14 protein-coding genes are annotated in these 17,309 nt (G+C 68.1%); 11 read left to right on the top strand and 3 right to left on the bottom strand.

Translation table 11 applies throughout. From position 1 onward, the window contains the following. Window positions 1-88 precede the first annotated feature (88 nt). From AC1RM6_RS00460 to AC1RM6_RS00425, 8 genes are all read left to right on the top strand, one after another. Window positions 89-1,051 (top strand): LysR substrate-binding domain-containing protein, encoded by a 963-nt coding sequence (locus AC1RM6_RS00460; RefSeq protein ID WP_493097618.1) that lies wholly within the window; start codon window positions 89-91, stop codon window positions 1,049-1,051. Window positions 1,052-1,421: 370 nt separating this feature from the next. Then, entirely contained in the window at window positions 1,422-2,702 is a 1,281-nt protein-coding gene (gene gabT, locus AC1RM6_RS00455) for a 4-aminobutyrate--2-oxoglutarate transaminase (RefSeq protein WP_493097617.1), read from the top strand. After that, window positions 2,699-4,174, top strand: a complete 1,476-nt coding sequence (locus tag AC1RM6_RS00450) for an NAD-dependent succinate-semialdehyde dehydrogenase (protein WP_493097616.1) — start codon at window positions 2,699-2,701, stop codon at window positions 4,172-4,174. Before gabT ends, AC1RM6_RS00450 begins: the two co-directional genes overlap by 4 nt. Further along, window positions 4,171-4,935, top strand: a complete 765-nt coding sequence (locus tag AC1RM6_RS00445) for an ABC transporter substrate-binding protein (RefSeq protein WP_493097615.1) — start codon at window positions 4,171-4,173, stop codon at window positions 4,933-4,935. The genes AC1RM6_RS00450 and AC1RM6_RS00445 overlap by 4 nt, the downstream gene beginning before the upstream one ends. Further along, window positions 4,932-5,594, top strand: a complete 663-nt coding sequence (locus tag AC1RM6_RS00440) for an amino acid ABC transporter permease (RefSeq protein ID WP_493097614.1) — start codon at window positions 4,932-4,934, stop codon at window positions 5,592-5,594. Before AC1RM6_RS00445 ends, AC1RM6_RS00440 begins: the two co-directional genes overlap by 4 nt. Then, window positions 5,591-6,316, top strand: coding sequence for an amino acid ABC transporter ATP-binding protein (locus AC1RM6_RS00435; protein WP_493097613.1), 726 nt, complete (start codon window positions 5,591-5,593; stop codon window positions 6,314-6,316). Before AC1RM6_RS00440 ends, AC1RM6_RS00435 begins: the two co-directional genes overlap by 4 nt. A gap of 115 nt (window positions 6,317-6,431) precedes the next feature. After that, window positions 6,432-6,803, top strand: a complete 372-nt coding sequence (locus AC1RM6_RS00430) for a cupin domain-containing protein (protein WP_493097612.1) — start codon at window positions 6,432-6,434, stop codon at window positions 6,801-6,803. Continuing rightward, window positions 6,800-8,209, top strand: a complete 1,410-nt coding sequence (locus AC1RM6_RS00425; protein WP_493097611.1) for an NAD(P)/FAD-dependent oxidoreductase — start codon at window positions 6,800-6,802, stop codon at window positions 8,207-8,209. Before AC1RM6_RS00430 ends, AC1RM6_RS00425 begins: the two co-directional genes overlap by 4 nt. A gap of 931 nt (window positions 8,210-9,140) precedes the next feature. On the opposite strand, the gene AC1RM6_RS00420 is transcribed toward AC1RM6_RS00425, so the two are convergent. Further along, entirely contained in the window at window positions 9,141-11,570 is a 2,430-nt protein-coding gene (locus AC1RM6_RS00420; protein WP_493097610.1) for a TonB-dependent receptor, read from the bottom strand. 181 nt (window positions 11,571-11,751) lie between these two features. Between AC1RM6_RS00420 and AC1RM6_RS00415 the strand changes: the two genes are divergently transcribed. Then, on the top strand, window positions 11,752-12,714 hold the full coding sequence (locus AC1RM6_RS00415) for a 2-hydroxyacid dehydrogenase (RefSeq protein WP_493097609.1): 963 nt from the start codon (window positions 11,752-11,754) through the stop codon (window positions 12,712-12,714). Window positions 12,715-12,717: 3 nt separating this feature from the next. Here AC1RM6_RS00415 and AC1RM6_RS00410 read toward each other — a convergent pair whose 3' ends face one another. Then, window positions 12,718-14,217 carry a CoA-acylating methylmalonate-semialdehyde dehydrogenase gene (locus tag AC1RM6_RS00410; RefSeq protein ID WP_493097608.1) on the bottom strand — a complete coding sequence of 500 codons (1,500 nt, stop codon included), beginning with the start codon at window positions 14,215-14,217 and terminating at the stop codon, window positions 12,718-12,720. A 95-nt stretch (window positions 14,218-14,312) separates the two neighbouring features. Between AC1RM6_RS00410 and AC1RM6_RS00405 the strand changes: the two genes are divergently transcribed. Together AC1RM6_RS00405 and AC1RM6_RS00400 are read left to right on the top strand one after the other, a co-directional pair. Further along, window positions 14,313-15,197, top strand: coding sequence for a LysR family transcriptional regulator (locus AC1RM6_RS00405; protein ID WP_493097607.1), 885 nt, complete (start codon window positions 14,313-14,315; stop codon window positions 15,195-15,197). A gap of 136 nt (window positions 15,198-15,333) precedes the next feature. After that, entirely contained in the window at window positions 15,334-17,046 is a 1,713-nt protein-coding gene (locus AC1RM6_RS00400) for an amidohydrolase (RefSeq protein WP_493097606.1), read from the top strand. A gap of 28 nt (window positions 17,047-17,074) precedes the next feature. Here AC1RM6_RS00400 and AC1RM6_RS00395 read toward each other — a convergent pair whose 3' ends face one another. Further along, the gene (locus AC1RM6_RS00395; protein ID WP_493097605.1) at window positions 17,075-17,305 is read right to left on the bottom strand and encodes a hypothetical protein; all 231 of its coding nucleotides are present in this window, start codon (window positions 17,303-17,305) and stop codon (window positions 17,075-17,077) included. Between the last annotated feature and the right edge of the window lie 4 nt (window positions 17,306-17,309).

Below are 17,309 nucleotides of genomic sequence, written 5' to 3'. Positions count from 1 at the left end.
CCGCTTGCCGATTGACAAGCGGGCGCGCCGGGCGATCATGCCGCATGCACGAACCCGCCGACCTGCGCGCGACCCGCGCGATCCCCGCATGACCGCACCCGATGGGGCCCATCCGCCCCGCAAGGGCCTGACCCGCGAACAGCGCCTGAGCCTGCCGCCGTTCGCCGCGATCCGCGCGTTCGAGGCGATCGGCACCTGCGGCGGCATCCGCCGCGCCGCGCTCGAACTGTCGATCGATCATGCCGCGGTCAGCCGCCATCTGCGCGCGCTCGAGACATGGGCCGGGGTCGCGCTGGTCGATCGCGCCGGCGGCGGCGCCTTGCTCACCGAAAGCGGCCTCAAATTCCACCGCGCGATCACCCAGGGGCTGGCCGGGATCGCCGCGGCCAGCCTCGAGCTGACCCGCCGCGCCGACGACGCGCATCTGTCGCTGTGGTGCTCGCCCGGGCTCGCCTCCGAATGGCTGACCGGCCGGCTCGGCAGTTTCGCCGCGATCCTCCCCGACGTCGCGATCGAGATCCAGCCGTCCGAACTGCCCCCCGACGCGGCGCAGGACGTCGACGCGCATCTCCATTATGTCATCGACGCGATCCCCTGGGCAGGCGACGCGGCGCTGCGGTCGGTCGAGATCGCGCGCCCGCCGATCCTCGCGGTGGCGAGCCCGGCCTATCTCGAAACCGCGCGGCCGTTCGGCGCCCCCGCCGACCTGCTCGACGCCGCGCTGCTGCACGAGGCGAATTTCGACCAGTGGCGCCGATGGTTCGAGGCGCATGGGGTCGAGACCGCGAACCGGCTGTCGGGCAGCAAATTGTGGCAGGGCCATCTCACCCTCGCCGCCGCCCGGCGCGGCCAGGGCATCGCGCTGGCCAATGCGCTGCTGGTCGGCGACTATCTGCGCAGCGGCGAGCTGGTCGCGATCGGCGACTGGAAGCCGGTCCATCTCGGCGGCTATATGTTCACCGCCCGCCGCAACCACTGGCGCGACCGCACCGTCATGGGGTTTCGGCGGTGGCTCGAAAATTCGATCGCCGCGGAGTCGTGGAGCCGCTGAGGCTTTTTGGGTCACGCATCGGGTTGCGGCCTGCAGATCCTCCCTGAAGCGCAGCTTTGGGGAGGGGGACCGCCCGCAGGGCGGTGGAGGGGTCCGCGCAACATTGATAGCGTAGAAGACCCCTCCACCATCCTGCGGATGGTCCCCCTCCCCATCTGCGATGGGGAGGATCCTAGCGGCGTCGCCGTCGGCACCACACCTATGAATGCCGCGGCGCCCGGACGCGAGAACGAACAGGTACCGCATGCGAAGGCCCATTCCCAAAGCCCCTCCGGTGACTTTTCGGCAACGCTGCGTCGCTGCAAGTCATCTTCCCGCCGCGTCGGGCGCAACTAGGTTCGGAGGCTCCAAGCAACAAGCGAGAGTGCCCGTGACCTCCAATGCCGATCTGCGTGCCCGCCGTATCGCCGCCGTACCCCATGGCGTCGGAACCGCGACATCGATCTTCGCCGCGCGGGCGGACAATGCCGAATTGTGGGACGAGGACGGCCGGCGCTTCGTCGATTTCGCCGGCGGCATCGGCGTGCTCAACGTCGGCCACCGCCATCCGCAGGTGATCGACGCGGTCGACCGCCAGCTCGCCGCCTTCACCCATACCTCGTTCCAGGTCGTCGCCTATCGCGCCTATGTCGAGCTGGCCGAACGGCTGAACGCGATCGCGCCGATCGCCGGGCCGGCCAAGACGATCCTGTTCACCACCGGCGCCGAAGCCGTCGAGAATGCGGTCAAGATCGCCCGCGCGGCGACCGGGCGCACCGGGGTGATCGCCTTCACCGGCGGCTTCCACGGCCGCACCACGCTGACGATGGCGCTGACCGGCAAGGTCGCCCCCTATAAGCGCTCGTTCGGCGCGCCGGTCGCCGGGATCTTCCACCTGCCCTTCCCGATCGCCCATTATGACGTGTCGGTCGACGACTGCCTCAAGGCGCTGCGCTTCCTGTTCGCCGCCGACCTCGCCCCCAGCCAGACCGCGGCGATCATCATCGAGCCGGTCCAGGGCGAAGGCGGCTTCCATGTCGCGCCGCCCGCGCTGCTGGCGGCGCTGCGCCAGGTCTGCGACGAACATGGCATCCTGCTGATCGTCGACGAGGTTCAGTCGGGCTTCGGCCGGACCGGGCGGATGTTCGCGATCGAACATGCCGGCATCGCGCCCGACCTGATCACCGTCGCCAAGTCGATGGCGGGCGGCTTCCCGCTCTCGGGGGTGATCGGCCGCGCGGTGCTGATGGACAGCGTCGAACCCGGCGGCCTGGGCGGAACCTATGGCGGCTCGCCAGTCGCCTGCGCCGCCGCGCTGGCGGTGCTCGACATTTTCGAGGATGGCGCACTGCTCGCCCGGTCGGATGCGATCGGCGCGCGGATCATCGCCGCGCTGCACGGCTTCGCCGACCGCAACGACCTGCTGCCGATCGCCCATATCCGCGGGCTCGGGGCGATGGTCGCCTTCGATCTGGTCGAGGGGCGCAGTTCGGACAGCCCCGATGGCGCCGCGGCGAAGCGGGTGACGAACCGCGCGCTCGACGAAGGGCTGATCCTGCTCGGCTGCGGCAGCCATGGCGAGACCATCCGCATCCTGGTGCCGCTCACCGCCTCCGACGCGGTGATCGACGAAGGCCTGGCGGCGATCGAGCGGGCGCTCGCGGCGATATGAGCGAACCGCTGCTCGCCTGTCCCGACCTGCTCGGCCGCGGCGCCTGGATCGACGGTCGCTGGGTCGCCGGCGGGGACCAAAGCTTCACGGTCACCAATCCCGCGACCGGCGAGGCCGTCGCGACCCTGCCGGTGTTCGGGGCCGACGACACCCGCGCCGCGGTCGCCGCCGCGCGCCGCGCCCAGCCGGCCTGGGCGGCGACCACCGCCAAGGCGCGCGGCGCGATCCTGCGCCGCTGGCAGGCGCTGATGCTCGAGCATCAGGAGGATCTCGCGCGGTTGCTGACCACCGAACAGGGCAAACCGATCGCCGAGGCGCGCGCCGAGATCGGCTATGCGGCGTCGTTCTTCGAATGGTTCGCCGAGGAGGCCCGCCGCGCTTATGGCACGATCATCCCGGGGCATCTCCCCGACAAGCGCCTCCAGGTCGTGCGCCAGCCGATCGGGGTCGCCGCGGCGATCACCCCGTGGAATTTCCCGGCGGCGATGATCGCGCGCAAGGTCGCGCCGGCGCTCGCGGTCGGATGCAGCTTCGTCCTCAAGCCGTCCGAGCTCACCCCGTTGTCGGCGCTGGCGCTCGCCTGGCTGAGCAAACAGGCCGGGCTGCCCGACGGGGTATTCAATGTCGTGATGGGCGACGCGCCGGCGATCGGCGAAGTGCTCACCGGCGATCCGCGCATCGGCAAGTTCAGCTTCACCGGGTCGACCCCGGTCGGGAAGATGCTGGCGGCGGCGTGCATGGCGACGGTCAAGCGGGTCTCGCTCGAACTCGGCGGCAACGCCCCGTTCATCGTATTCGACGATGCCGATCTCGACGCCGCGGTGGCGGGCGCGATGGCGTCGAAATTCCGCAACACCGGCCAGACCTGCGTCTGCGCGAACCGGCTGCTCGTCCAGGACGGGATCTACGACCGGTTCGCGGCCCGGCTGGCGGACAAGGTGCGCGCGCTCCACGCCGGCGACGGCCTGGCCGGGGAGACCGACCAGGGTCCGCTGATCAACGCCGCCGCGGTCGCCAAGGCCGAACGCCATCTCGGCGATGCGATCGATCGCGGCGCCACCGTCATCGCGCGCGGCACCGTCGCCGGCGGTAGCGGTGGTGCGGGCCCGAACTTCTTCGCCGCCGCGCTGCTGCGCGACGTCCCCGCCGACGCGCTGCTCACCCGCGAGGAAAGCTTCGCGCCGGTCGCCGGGCTGATCCGCTTCGCCGACGAGGCCGAGGCAATCGCGATGGCCAACGATACCCGCGCCGGGCTCGCCGCCTATGTCTATACCAAGGACGGCGCACGCCAGGTGCGCATGGCGGAGTCGCTAGACTATGGCATGGTCGGCATGAACACCGGGCTGATTTCGACCGAGGTCGCGCCGTTCGGCGGGATGAAGGAATCGGGCTTCGGGCGCGAGGGATCGCGCTTCGGGATCGACGACTATCTCGAGCACAAGCTGATCGTCACCGAAGTGCCGCCGGCATGAGCGGCCCCGCCCCCGACCGGCGCGCGCTGATCGGCATGCTGCTCGCCTCGGCCTGCCTGGGCGGATGCGAACGCAGCGTCCGCGCGCCCGGCGACATCGTCATCGGCTCGTCGCCGACCGGGGTGCCGTTCAGCTTCGTCGATCCGTGGACCAACCGCCTGACCGGGTCGATGGTCGACACCTCCGACGCGATCGCCAGGCTGCTCGGACTCAAGCCCGATTTCCGGATCACGCCGTTCGCCGCGCTGATCCCGTCGCTGACCGCGGGCAAGATCGACATGATCGCCGCCGCCATGCTGCGCACCCCCGAGCGCGAGGCGATCGTCGCGTTCAGCGATCCGGTATTCGCCTATTCGGGCGCGCTGGTGGTGCGCGCCGACGATCGCCGCCGCTATCCCGATCTTTCGGCGGCGCGGGGGCTGCGGGTCGGCGCGCAGGTCGGCACCCGCTTCACCGACCAGTTGCACGCTGCGGGGATCGCCGACATCGCGACCTACGACAATCTCAGCGACATATTGCGCGATCTCGGGCTCGGCCGGATCGACGCCGGCTATGGCGACGCGCCGATCCTCGACTATCAGCTGCGGGTCGGCCCGCACCGCGCGGTCCGCCTGGTCCGCGAGTTCCAGGCCCCGGCCGGCGAAGCGCTCTGCCTGATCCTGCGCCGCGGCGATCCGCTGCTGCCGCGGATCAACCGCGCGATCGCCCGGCTGCGCGGCACCCGGCTGCCGGCCATCAATCGCCATTGGGGAATCGCATGACCGACCTGAGTTCGTTCCTCGCCGACGCGATCCTGTTCCTGCCGGTGCTGCTGCGCGGGCTGGGGATGACGTTGCTGCTGACGCTCGCGGCGCTGGCGATCAGCATCATGCTCGGGCTTATCCTCGCGCTGCTGGGCCTGTCGAAAAGCCGCCTGCCCCGCCTGTTCGCCGCGACGGTGATCAACATCGTGCGCGGCATTCCGATCATCGTCCAGCTGTTCTGCGTCTATTTCGTCCTGCCCGAATTCGGCGTCAGCCTCACCCCGTTCGCCGCCGGGGTGATCGGCCTCGCGGTCGCCTATTCGGTCTACCAGGCCGAGAATTTCCGCGCGGGCTTCCAGTCGGTCGACCCGCATCTGATCGAGGCGGGGCGGTCGCTGGGGATGGACGAACGGCTGATCTTCCTGCGGATCGTGCTGCCGCTCGGGCTGCGCACCGCGCTGCCGGCGTTCGGCAACACCACGGTGATGCTGCTCAAGGATTCGTCGATCGCCTCGACGATCACGATCGCCGAACTCACCCGCGCCGGACAGCTGCTGGCGATCTCCACCTTCAAGAACGGGACGGTCTATGTGTTGATCGCGCTTCTCTATCTCGCCGCGAGCCTGCCGCTGGCGGCGGGCGTGCGTGCCCTCGAGCGCCGGCTGGCGCGGCGATGATCCGGCTCTCGCACGTCGCCAAGGCGTTCGGCAGCCGGCAGGTGCTGCGCGACGTCGGCTTCACCGTCGCCGCGGGCCAGGTCACCTGCCTGCTCGGCCCGTCGGGGTCGGGCAAGTCGACCGTACTTCGCTGCATCAACGGCCTCGAACGCCATGATGCCGGCGAGATCGTCGTCGACGGCAGCCCGGTCGATGCCGCCAGCCTGCCCGCCATCCGCCGGCGGGTGTCGATGGTGTTCCAGCGCTTCAACCTGTTCCCGCACCGCACCGTGCTCGAAAATATCCTCGAAGGCCCGCTGCGGGTGCTGCGCATCCCGGCCGCCGAGGCGCATGACGAGGCGATGGCGCTGCTCGACAAGGTCGGGCTCGCCGATCGCGCCGCCAGCTATCCCGCCAGCCTGTCGGGCGGGCAGCAGCAGCGCGTCGGCATCGCCCGCGCGCTGGCGATGCGTCCCAAGGCGATCCTGTTCGACGAGCCGACCTCCGCGCTCGACCCCGAACGGGTCGGCGAGGTGCTCCAGCTGATGCGTGCGCTCGCCGACGAGGGGATGACGATGATCGTCGTCACCCATGAGATCGCCTTCGCCCGCGACGTCGCCGACCAGGCGATCTTCATGGACGACGGCGTGATCGTCGAGGCCGGCCCCGCCCGCGAGGTGCTGACCCGCCCCAGCGCCGACCGGACCCGGCTGTTCCTCGACCGCGTGCTCAATCCGCTCTGAACCGACGCGCGAGTGGTGATCGGATTGCACCGCTTGCGCCCTGCTTCTCAACTCGTGCCGGGGCAGACCGCCTCGCATGATCGGCCCATCTAAAGCCCTCAGCCGAAAGCGCTTCATGCCTGCCATGATATTCCGTCTCGACGATTTCACCGCCCGCCTGGGGCCTGCGCAGCCGGTGGCGGTTCCGCTGGGCGATCCGGTCGCGGCGGTCCGGACCTGTTCGATCGTCAATCCCGATCCGGCGCTGAACAGCAAGATCGGGGTGTGGGAATGCAGCCCAGGCCGTTGGGTCCGCCAGGTCGTCCAGGCCGAATATTGCCATTTCCTCAGCGGATCGGCGACCTTCACCCCCGATGACGGCGGCGCGCCGATGACGATCGGCGCCGGCGACGTCGTCTATTTCCCCGAACGCAGCGGCGGGGTCTGGGACATCCATGTCACCAGCCGCAAGCTCTACATCGTCTTCGACGAAAGGCCGGTGGCGTGAACGCCGCCTCCGGACTTTCGCCCGCGCCGCACGATTATGCCGCGACCAGCTTCTGGCTGTCGACCGCGGGCGACCTGACCCCGCGCCCCAGCCTGACGCGCGACATCGCGTGCGACGTCGCGATATTGGGCGGCGGCTATTCGGGATTGTGGACCGCCTATCATCTGCTGCGCGATCATCCCGATCTCGATGTCGTCATCATCGAGCGCGACATTTGCGGCTATGGCGCCTCGGGGCGCAACGGCGGCTGGTGCTCGCCGCGCTTTCCGGTCGACGCCCATGCGCTGATCCGCCGCTTCGGCGTCGCCAAGGCGCGCGAGACCCTGCTCGCGCTGCAGGGGGCGGTCGAGGATATCGGCGAGGTCTGTCGCCATGAGGCGATCGATGCCCATTACCGCGCCAACGGCCTGCTGAGCATAGCCCGCGGTGCCCATCAGATGCCGGGGCTGGTCGACGCCAAGGCGACCTACGACCGGCTCGGCATCGACGGCAACCGGCTGCTCGGCGCCGAGGAGACCTTCGAACGGGTCCATGCCACCGGCATCGCCGGCGCGTTGCAGACCCGGGCGGGCGCCACCGTCCACCCCGCGCGGCTGGCCCGCGGGCTCGCCCGCGCGGTCGAGAAGCACGGCGCGATGATCTTCGAGCGGACCGAGGCGACCGCGATCGTCGAGGGCGCGCATGCCGGCATCGTCACCGCCCAGGGCCGGGTGCTGGCGCGCCGCGCGGTGGTCGCCGCGGGCGAAGCCTATCTGACCGGGCTGGCGCCGTTCCGGCGCGCGCTGCTGCCGATGTCGTCGATGATCGTGCTCACCGAGCCGCTGAGCGACGCGAAATGGCGCGAGATCGGCTGGGCCGATGGCGAGAGCCTGAGCTCGCAGGTCCACACCAAGAATTACCTCACCCGCACCGCCGACGGCCGCATCCTCTATGGCAGCCGCGGCGCCCCCTATCTCTATGGCTCGGCGATGCCCGAGGAGGCCAATCGCGACGAGGCGATGTTCGCCTGGATGCGCGATCGCGTGCGGCAATGGTGGCCGGCGCTGTCCGACGTCGCCTTCACCCATAGCTGGGGCGGCTATCTCGGCGTCCCGCGCGACTGGATGCCGACGGTCGGGTTCGATCCCGAGCGCAAGCTCGGCCAGCTCCACGGCTATACCGGCCGCGGCGTCTCGACCAGCGCGCTGTCGGGACGGCTGCTCGCGGGGCTGATCGGCGGCACCACCACCGGGCTGGAATCGCTGCCGCTCCACCGCCGGTCGACGCCGCGCTGGGAACCCGAACCGCTGCGCTGGGCCGGGGTGCGCTATGTCCAGAACGCGTTCGGACGGATCGACGACGCCGAGGAGGCCGGCCGGCACCGGCCGCTCGACGCCGCGCTGGCCGAGGCGTTCGGCGAGCAGTGAAAAGGGGCGCGCGCCGGGTCTCGTCCCGGCGCCGATGCTACGTCTGGTCCGCCAGCCTCACCGTGTCGAAATTGTTGTTGCCGCATTAGTCCACGTGGCAACCGATCAGTCGCAATCCTGCTTTTTCAAGATAATGCCGATAGGCGCACTCGCCCAGCGAGCGCGACCGGCGACTGCCCCTCGGCAGCCAACCATCGTCGCGCGACAGAGCAGACCTGAGTCTCATGGCGCCCATTGTCGGCTTCCGCCCAATTGCGGACATTCACATATGATGCGATCAAGCCTGATGAATGAAGCTATATATGGGCCTATCATCACCTTTGTGTGCACGGGATTGTTTGGCTGGCTGCTCGTGCGTGGGTTCACTTCGGGCAAGATGACTTTCGAACAGCCAGCAGTCACCTTTTCGGGACGGCGTAAGGATCAGCCGGTTCGATTTTGGACGGTAGCGGCTTTGCTTGCGTTTCTAACATTAGGCAGTGCCCTTGCGACAATCGGTCAGGTTTTCTTTCCGCATGGCATCGGCGGTTAGCGCCCAGTTGCGGACATCCCGCGGATGACGCAGTCTGCGTCTAAGCAGTGAGGATAAGCCACGTGAGCACGGACGTACGGAACTCCATTAACTTATGGATCGGAGGTCTGGCATTCTTCGGCCTGTTCTGGGCGGGTCTGCATTTCGACGTATTTAGAGGCGTTTCAGACACGTGGCTTTGGCCGCTGCTCGGCGTTGTGACGTTCATCAACCTATCGTGGTCACTCTGGGGTTTGTGGAAGCGTCGCGCGTCGCACGCTGACAATCCCAACAACCGCTAACGTCCGCTTCCCACCCATCTCGGACATTCATGGTTTTCGAGTTCACGACCAAACAAAAAAGAGATGGACAGGGAAGCGGCCGTCCGCTCCCCTGTCCATCTCTTCCAGGCGTCCCCGATCAGTAGCGCGCGATCAGCTGCAGGCCGATCGTGCGCGGGCGCAGCGTGCTGCCCTTCCACAGCGGCCCGCTCGCATAGGTCGGAGCGTTGGCGATATAGCCGACATTGTTCAGGACATTCTCGGCATAGACCGACACGTTGTAGTGGCCGAGATCGATGCCCGCACGCAGATCGAGCGTGTCGGCGTCGTCGGGATAGACGCGGGTCGGATCATAGGTCGTCGCCGTGCGGACCTGGTAGAGATAGCGCCCCTTGTTGGCGGTGCGGAAATTATACTGGGCGCGGACATAGGTGTCGTGGTCGGCGACGTCGAAATGATATTCGCCGTTGAGGTTGATCGTCCACGGGGTCGCACCGAGCGTCTGGCCGGCGACGACGACCGGCGCGGTGCCGATCTGGATCGTCTTGTCATAGGTCGCGTCGACATAGCCGACCGCGGCGCCGAACGTCAGCTTGTCGGTGGGGCGCAGCGTGATGTTGGCGTCGAAGCCCTTGCTCGTCGCCGAGGCGGTGTTGGCGACCAGGCTGAACGCGCATTGCAGGCGAAGCTGCTGCTGGATGTTCTTCCATTTCACGACATAGCCGCTGATCTCATATTGGAGGGCGCCGCCCGCCACACGGTTCTTGGTGCCGACCTCGTAGCTCTTGGTGCGATCGGGCTCGAAGGTCGCCGGGCTGATCCCCAGCGACGCCGCCTCGGTGGCGCAGGTGCTGGGCAGGGTCTTGTTGACGCCGCCGGTGCGATAGCCTTCCGAATAGGTCGCATAATAGAGCGCGGTCGGGGTCGCCTGGAAGGCGAGATTGGCCTTGGGCAGGAACGGCTTGCTCTTCTGCACCCCGGTCGCGGTGGCGACCCCGGTCGGCGGATAGGACACGCCGCGCTCGACGACGTCGAACTTGAGCTTGTTGCGCGAATAGCGCCCGCCGAGCGACAGCGTCAGCCGGTCGACCAGCTTGATGTCGACATTGGCGAAGGCCGCGAGTTCGGTCTCGGTGGTATGCTCGATGCCATAATAGATGCGGTCGGTCTGGATCGATGGGATGCCCGCGGCCGCCGGGGTGCGGCCGAAGCGATAGAGATAGAGCGCATCGTAATTGCCGAGATAGATCGGCACGTCGGCATCGACCTTGCTGCGCGAATAATAAGCGCCGAGCGTGTAGCGGATCGGCGCGTCGGCCTCGCCGCCGGTCAGCCGCAGTTCCTGCGAGAACAGCTTCTGGTGGATGTCCGGATTCTGATAGCCGATCGTCAGCGGCGTGGTCGGGGTGATCGGGAACAGATAGGCATTGCCGAAATAGATGCGGGCATTGTTCTGGGTGGCGTCGATCGTATCTTCGACATGGCGGCGGAAATAGGAGGTGATCGAGGTCAGCGACGTCGCCCCCCTCGTTCCCACCATCTTGAGCGCCGGCAGGATGAACCTGTCGTGGCTCGGCTCCTCGATCGGCGCGTAGCTCAGAAATTTGCCGTTCGACGGGTCGGAGGCGCCGTTCGGGCACGGGTTGAGCGTGCCGGTGGTGCCGGGCGAGCCCGTGGTCGCCGGGCAGCGCGTCCACAGGTCGAGCCGGTCCTTGATCTTCAGATCCTGATAATAGACGCTCGGCGTCGCCGCGAACCAGTCATTGGGCTCCCAGTGCAGCGCCGCGCGGCCGACGATCGTCCGGTCGCTGTTGGCGTTCTTGGTCTTGCTGGTCGGATCCTCCCAGCTCTGCCGGTCGATCCAGCCGGCATTCTCGCGATAATAGCCGCTGATCCGGAAGCCGAGATGGTCGGCGACGATCGGGCCGCCGAGCGCCAGGCCGCCTTCATAGCCGATCCCGCCATCCTTGACCGAATTGACCGCGGCGCGGCCATAAGCGCTATATTTGGTCAGGCTGGGCGTCGGGGTGATGAAGCGGATCGCGCCGCCCTGCGAGCTGGCGCCGAACAGCGTTCCCTGCGGGCCGCGCAGCACCTCGACCCGGTCGACGTCGAAGATGAACGGGATGGTGCTGCCATTATAGTTGAGCGACGAGTTGCGCGCCTGGATCGGGGTGTCGTCGATATAGACCGCCGAGGTCGCCGCGCCTGCGGTGGAATCGATGCCGCGGATGACGATGCGGGTCTGGCCGGTGCCGCCGGCGGGACGGGTGATGTCGACACCCGGGGTCTGGTTGACGACGTCGCGGATGTCGCGCACGCCGCGGGAATCGAGGCTCTGCTGGCTGAAGGCGGCGATCGACAGCGGCACCTTCGAGATGCTTTCGGAGCGCTTGGTCGCGGTGACGACGATCTCGCCTTCGTCGCTCGCCTGCTCGGCATCGGCGGCGGCGGGCTTGGCGACGGGCGCGGTCTCCTGCGCGGCGGACGGCGCGGCGATGGTCAGGGCAAGCAGCGACACCGCCGCCAGCATGGATCCGCGAATATGTTCGGTCGGCAAAGTCATCATGTTCGGCCCCTTATTTTCGCGGCATTTTTTGCCGCACGCGAAAGTTTCTCTCCCTGAGATCCCTGCGTTTTATCGAGACCAAGGTGTCGCGGTCCGTATGGAGCGTGAAGGTGCGAAACAACCCTGAAGCGGTGACTTCACGACACCTTCCGGCGGCGGCCCGACAGGATAGGGTCGCATGATGACGACATCATTCCGTGCCATCGCCTTCGTCTCGCGCCAGGATCGCCCGCGGGTCGATCGCTGGCTCGGCCTGCTACGCGCGGCGATGCCCGGCGAGACGGTCCTCCTCGGCCCGCCCCATGCCGACTGGGGCGCCGACGCCGCCGCAATCGACGTCGCGATCGCTGGCGATCCGCCGCCCGGCGCGCTGGCGGCGCTGCCACGCCTCGCCTTCATCCACAGCACATGGGCAGGGGTCGACGGGCTGCTCGCCGATCGCACCATCCCGCCGGCGATCCCGCTGGCGCGGCTGATCGATCCGGCGCTCGCCGACGACATGGCCGAATATGTCATGGCCAGCCTGTTATGGCTCCACCGCCAGATGCCCGCCTATCGCCAGCAGCAGCAGAGCGGCGCGTGGATGCCGCGCCCCCAGCCCGCCGCGCGCGACCGGCAGATCGGCATATTGGGGATGGGCGAGATGGGGCAGGCGGTCGCACGGCATGCGCGCCGCTTCGGCTTTCCGGTCGTGGGCTGGTCGCGCAGCGGCCGGCCGGTCGACGACATCGTCATGACCAGCGGCGACGAGGGGCTGCGCGCGACGCTGGCGGAGGCCGACATCCTGATCAACCTGCTGCCGCTGACCACCGAGACGCGCGGCATCCTCGACGCCGCGCGGCTGCGGACGATGCGCCGCGGCGCGTCGCTGATCAATGTCGGCCGCGGAGGGCATGTCGTGCTCGACGATCTGGTCGCCGCGCTCGATACGGGCCAGATCGACCATGCCGTGCTCGACGTGTTCGCCGACGAGCCGCTCGCGGCCGGCAATCCGCTCTGGCATCATCCGCGGATCACTATCACCCCGCATGTCGCGGCGACCACCACCCCGGCGACCGCCGCGCTGGTGATCGCCGCCAACATCGCCCGCTTCCGTGCAGGTGCGCGCGTCACTGGACTGGTGACGCGCGCTACCGGCTATTGAGACCTATCCCATCGTCGGGATGACGAAGCTCTGGTCGACGACCGCGCCGCCGCTCGGCCAGCGCTGGGTCACGGTCTTGGTGCGGGTGTAGAAGCGGATGCCGTCGATGCCGTACTGGTTGAGATCGCCGAACCCCGACCGCTTCCATCCGCCGAAGCTGTGATAGGCGACCGGCACCGGGATCGGCACGTTGATCCCGACCATACCGACCTCGACCGAGCTGGCGAAGCGACGCGCCATGTCGCCGTTGCGGGTGAAGATCGCGACGCCATTGCCATATTGATGTTCGCTGGCGAAACCGATCGCCTCCTCCAGGCTCGATGCCCGGACGATCTGGAGCACCGGCCCGAAAATCTCGTCGCGATAGCTCTGCATGGCCGGGGTGACATGGTCGAGCAGGGTCGGCGCGAGGAAAAACCCGTCCTCATGCCCCTGCAGCACCAGCCCGCGGCCGTCGATCACCAGTTCGGAGCCTTCGTCGACCGCCATCCGGATATAGTCCTCGATCCGCGCCTTGTGCTGGGCGCTGACGACCGGGCCATAATGGGCGTCGGGATCGGTCGGGACGCCGACGCGCAGCTGGGCGATCTCGGCGACGAGCTTGTCGCGCAGCCGCTCGGCGGTCGCCTCGCCGACCGGCACCACCACCGGCAGCGCCATGCAGCGCTCGCCGGCCGAGCCATAAGCCGCGCCGATGATGTCGGCGACCGCCTGGTCGAGATCGGCGTCGGGCATGACGATGCCATGATTCTTGGCGCCGCCCATGCACTGCATGCGCTTGCCGTTCGCCGCGCCCCGGCCATAGACATATTGGGCGATGTCCGACGACCCGACGAAGCTCACCGCCTTGATCTGGGGGTGATCGAGGATCGCGTCGACCATCGACTTGTCGCCATGGACGACATTGAGGATGCCGCGCGGCAGCCCCGCCTCGAGCGCGAGTTCGGCCAGCCGCACCGGCACCGACGGGTCGCGTTCGGACGGCTTGAGGATGAAGGCATTGCCGCAGGCGATCGCCGGCGCCAGCATCCACAGCGGGATCATCGCCGGGAAGTTGAACGGGGTGATCCCGGCGACCACGCCGAGCGGCTGGCGCAGCGAGAAGACGTCGATGCCGGGCCCCGCCCCTTCGCTATGCTCGCCCTTGAGCAGATGGGGGATGCCGCAGACGAATTCGATCACGTCGAGCCCGCGCTGGATGTCGCCCTTGGCGTCGTCGACCACCTTGCCATGTTCGGACGACAGCAGGTGCGCCAACTCGTCGATATGCGCCTCGATCAGCGCCTTGAAGCGGAACATCACCCGCGCCCGGCGCTGCGGGTTGAGCGCCGCCCAGCCCGGCTGTGCCGCCTTCGCGTCGGCGACCGCCTCGGCGAGCAGATCGGCGTCGCCCAGCCCGACATGCGCCTGCACCCGGCCGCTCGCCGGATCGAAGATCTCGCCGTGGCGGGCGCCGTCGGCGGGACGCGGAACACCGCCGATGAAATGGGGGACGTGGCGCATGACGAAACTCCTGTTCTGGGTGACAGGCGCTCGATAATCTGTGTATGAAACACCATATATAATCGATTCTGCGCTTTGGATGTGCAAAAATCCCCATGCTCGACTGGGACGATCTCAAGCTGTTTCTGGCGATCGCGCGCGATCGCAGTCTCGTCGGCGCCGCGCGCCGGCTGGCGGTCGACCACACCACGGTCGCGCGCCGGCTGACCAGCCTGGAGGAGGCGATCGGCGCGCGACTGTTCGACCGATCGCCGCGCGGCGTGGTGCCGACGCCGGCGGGCCTCGAACTGGTCGGCCATGCCGAGCGGATCGAGGCCGAGGTCGATGCCGCCACCACCGGCATCGCCGCGCGCGACGAGCGGGTGTCGGGGGTCGTCAAGCTGGCGACCCCGGAGGCGTTCGGCACCTTCCTGGTCGCGCCGAACGCGCACCGGCTCTACGCGCAGCACCCCGGCATCGAGCTCGAGCTGGCGCCCGAAGCGCGCAGCTTCAGCCTGTCGAAGCGCGAGGCCGACATCGCCATCGGCCTGCGCCGCGCCCCGCGCGGGCGGCTGGTGGCGCAGCGGCTGACCGACTATCGCGTCGGCCTCTATGCCTCGCGCGCCTATCTCGAACGCCATGGCCCGATCGACGATATCGGCGCGCTCGGGGCGCATCCGCTGGTCTGGTATATCGAGGAGATGATCGACATCCCCGAGATGCTGTTCCTCGACCAGATCGCCGCCGGCGCCACCTCGGCCTTCCGGTCGAGCTCGAGCGCGGCGCAGCAAATGGCGGTCGCCAACGGCTTCGGCCTCGGCCTGCTCCATGTCTTCGCCGCCGAACAGGATCCGCGGCTGGTGCGGGTGCTCGCCGCCGAGGTCGAGATATTGCGCAGCTACTGGCTGATCCTGCACGCCGACCAGCAGAGACTGCCCCGGGTCAGGGCGGTGATCGATTTCCTGCGGGACATCGTCGCCGCGAACAAGGCGGCGTTCTGAAAGCGATCGGCACGGTGTCGCGATGGTGATCGCTCCACACCATGGCGGCCCTGCTTGTCGCCTTTCCGGCGGGCGAAACAGCACCGAGTCATGGGATGCGGGAAACCGCAAAGCGCGATGGCACGAGGACCCGATCATGAACCGCAGACTCTACGCTTCGATGGCCATGCTGCCGCTGCTCGCAGCCATGCCGTCCGCGGGCCATGCCGCGGATGCGCCCGCCTGCACGGCGGATCTGCTGATCAAGGGCGCCAAGATCATCACCGTGGACGGCGACCGGATCGCGCAGGCCGTGGCGGTGCGCGGCGACCGCATCGTCCGGGTCGGCAGCCTGGCCGAGGTGAGCGGCTGCCAGGGGCCGCGCACCACGGTCATGACGCTTGCCGGCAAGACGATATTGCCCGGCTTCATCGATGCCCATTCGCACGTCCAGGGCATGTCCGAAGTCGAGCGTACCATGATCAACATCCAGGTGCCGCCGCTCAAGGACGCGAACGCCATCATCGCCGCGCTCAAGGACGCACAGGCCAGGAAGCCGGCCGGCGCCTGGCTGATCGGCCAGGGCACCTATAATCAGCCGATGCCGACGCGCGCGCAGCTCGACGAAGCCTTCCCCGACAATCCGGTCGATCTCCAGTGGAGCGTGCACGACCATCTGATCAACCATCGCGCGGCGATCGCGATGGGCATGACGAAGGATTATCCCGACCCGCCCAAGGGCACCACCGGCCGTTATGAGCGCACCGCCGATGGCGAGGTCATGCTCGTCCGCGACGCCACCATCCCGCTGCCGCCGATCAAGACCAGCTATGCCGAAATGAAGGAGGGTGTGCGCACCATCCTCGAGGATTTCTATCTGAAGCGCGGGGTGACGACGGTGTCCGACATGTCGGAACCCGATGCCTACCGCGCCTATCAGGAGCTCGAGGCGGAGGGCCGCCTGCCGACCCGCGTGCGGGCGAACTACTTCATCCGTTATCCGGACAAGGCGGCGGCGCTGACCGACATGGCCAGCCTGATGGGCGTCCACACCGGGTTCGGCGACGAGCGCCTCCAGCTCGGCGCGGTCAAGATCCTGCTCGACGGCGTGTGGGGGACGACCGCAGCGGTCTACAAGCCCTTCTGGGAAGGATCGGGCACGAGCTGGATGCCGAACAATCGCGGCGGCACCAATTTCGATGCCAGGACATTGAACGACATGGTCGGCCGGCTGTTCGCCGCCGGCTGGCAGATCCAGATCCACGCCAATGGAGATCGCGCCCAGGACATGAGCCTCGATGCGTTCGAAGCCGCGCAGGCGGCGACGCCACGGCAGGATCCACGCTTCCGGATCGAGCATTTCGGCAACTTCCTCGTCCAGGATCCCGCGCGGACGACGCAGCGGCTGGACCGCATGCACCGGCTCGGCGTCATCCCGTCGATCCAGCCGGCCTTTCTGTGGCGGCTGACCGCCACCAACGCCCAGGAACCGGGGGTGAAATTCTTTCCGCTCAAGACGCTGATCGCGCAGGGCTTCCATCCCGCCGGTGGGGTCGACACCGTCGGCACCCAGAATTTCGCCACCTATCCGCTGTTCTCGATCGCGCGGGCGGTGCTCCGGCGCAGCAAATATGGCGTTTCGGTCCAGCCCGAAGAGGCGATCAGCGTGATGGATGCCGTGCGCATGTTCACCATCTGGAGCGCGGAAGCCAATTTCATGGAGGGCTCGCGCGGGTCGATCGTACCCGGCAAGCTGGCCGATTTCGTCGTCCTCGACCAGGATCCGCTCAGCGTCGCCCCCGAGAAGCTGGATCAGATCGCGGTCGCCATGACGATCATCGGCGGCAAGGTGGCCTATAGCAGGAAATGACGGCGCTCGGCCCCGGCCGTCGCCAGGCTTAGCGCAGCCGCCGTCCGGGGCCAGGCCAATCGGCCTCGCTCTCGCTCGCCAGGATAGCCCCGTCCTCGATCGTTCCGAGCAGCCGGTCGTCCATCCACAGCTGATGACGGCCGGCGCCCGCGAGCACGGGGATCATCTCCCACGCCTCCCACTCGTCGGCCGCATCGACATAGGCGCGCGACAGGATGGCGTCGCGGCCGGCATCGGTACGGCAAAGCCAGAAGGTCATCGCC

Source organism: Rhizorhabdus sp. GW822-FHT03C02, assembly GCF_058801765.1.
This window is presented reverse-complemented; position numbering and strand designations above follow the sequence as displayed.

Excerpts from the sequence above, each read along its gene's own strand:
- AC1RM6_RS00460 (WP_493097618.1), top strand. The coding sequence starts at position 89 with ATGACCGCACCCGATGGGGCCCATCCGCCCCGCAAGGGCCTGACCCGC.
- AC1RM6_RS00450 (WP_493097616.1), top strand. The coding sequence starts at position 2,699 with ATGAGCGAACCGCTGCTCGCCTGTCCCGACCTGCTCGGCCGCGGCGCC.
- AC1RM6_RS00445 (WP_493097615.1), top strand. The coding sequence starts at position 4,171 with ATGAGCGGCCCCGCCCCCGACCGGCGCGCGCTGATCGGCATGCTGCTC.
- AC1RM6_RS00440 (WP_493097614.1), top strand. The coding sequence starts at position 4,932 with ATGACCGACCTGAGTTCGTTCCTCGCCGACGCGATCCTGTTCCTGCCG.
- AC1RM6_RS00435 (WP_493097613.1), top strand. The coding sequence starts at position 5,591 with ATGATCCGGCTCTCGCACGTCGCCAAGGCGTTCGGCAGCCGGCAGGTG.
- AC1RM6_RS00430 (WP_493097612.1), top strand. The coding sequence starts at position 6,432 with ATGCCTGCCATGATATTCCGTCTCGACGATTTCACCGCCCGCCTGGGG.
- AC1RM6_RS00420 (WP_493097610.1), bottom strand. The coding sequence starts at position 11,570 with ATGATGACTTTGCCGACCGAACATATTCGCGGATCCATGCTGGCGGCG.
- AC1RM6_RS00415 (WP_493097609.1), top strand. The coding sequence starts at position 11,752 with ATGACGACATCATTCCGTGCCATCGCCTTCGTCTCGCGCCAGGATCGC.
- AC1RM6_RS00410 (WP_493097608.1), bottom strand. The coding sequence starts at position 14,217 with ATGCGCCACGTCCCCCATTTCATCGGCGGTGTTCCGCGTCCCGCCGAC.
- AC1RM6_RS00405 (WP_493097607.1), top strand. The coding sequence starts at position 14,313 with ATGCTCGACTGGGACGATCTCAAGCTGTTTCTGGCGATCGCGCGCGAT.
- AC1RM6_RS00400 (WP_493097606.1), top strand. The coding sequence starts at position 15,334 with ATGAACCGCAGACTCTACGCTTCGATGGCCATGCTGCCGCTGCTCGCA.
- AC1RM6_RS00395 (WP_493097605.1), bottom strand. The coding sequence starts at position 17,305 with ATGACCTTCTGGCTTTGCCGTACCGATGCCGGCCGCGACGCCATCCTG.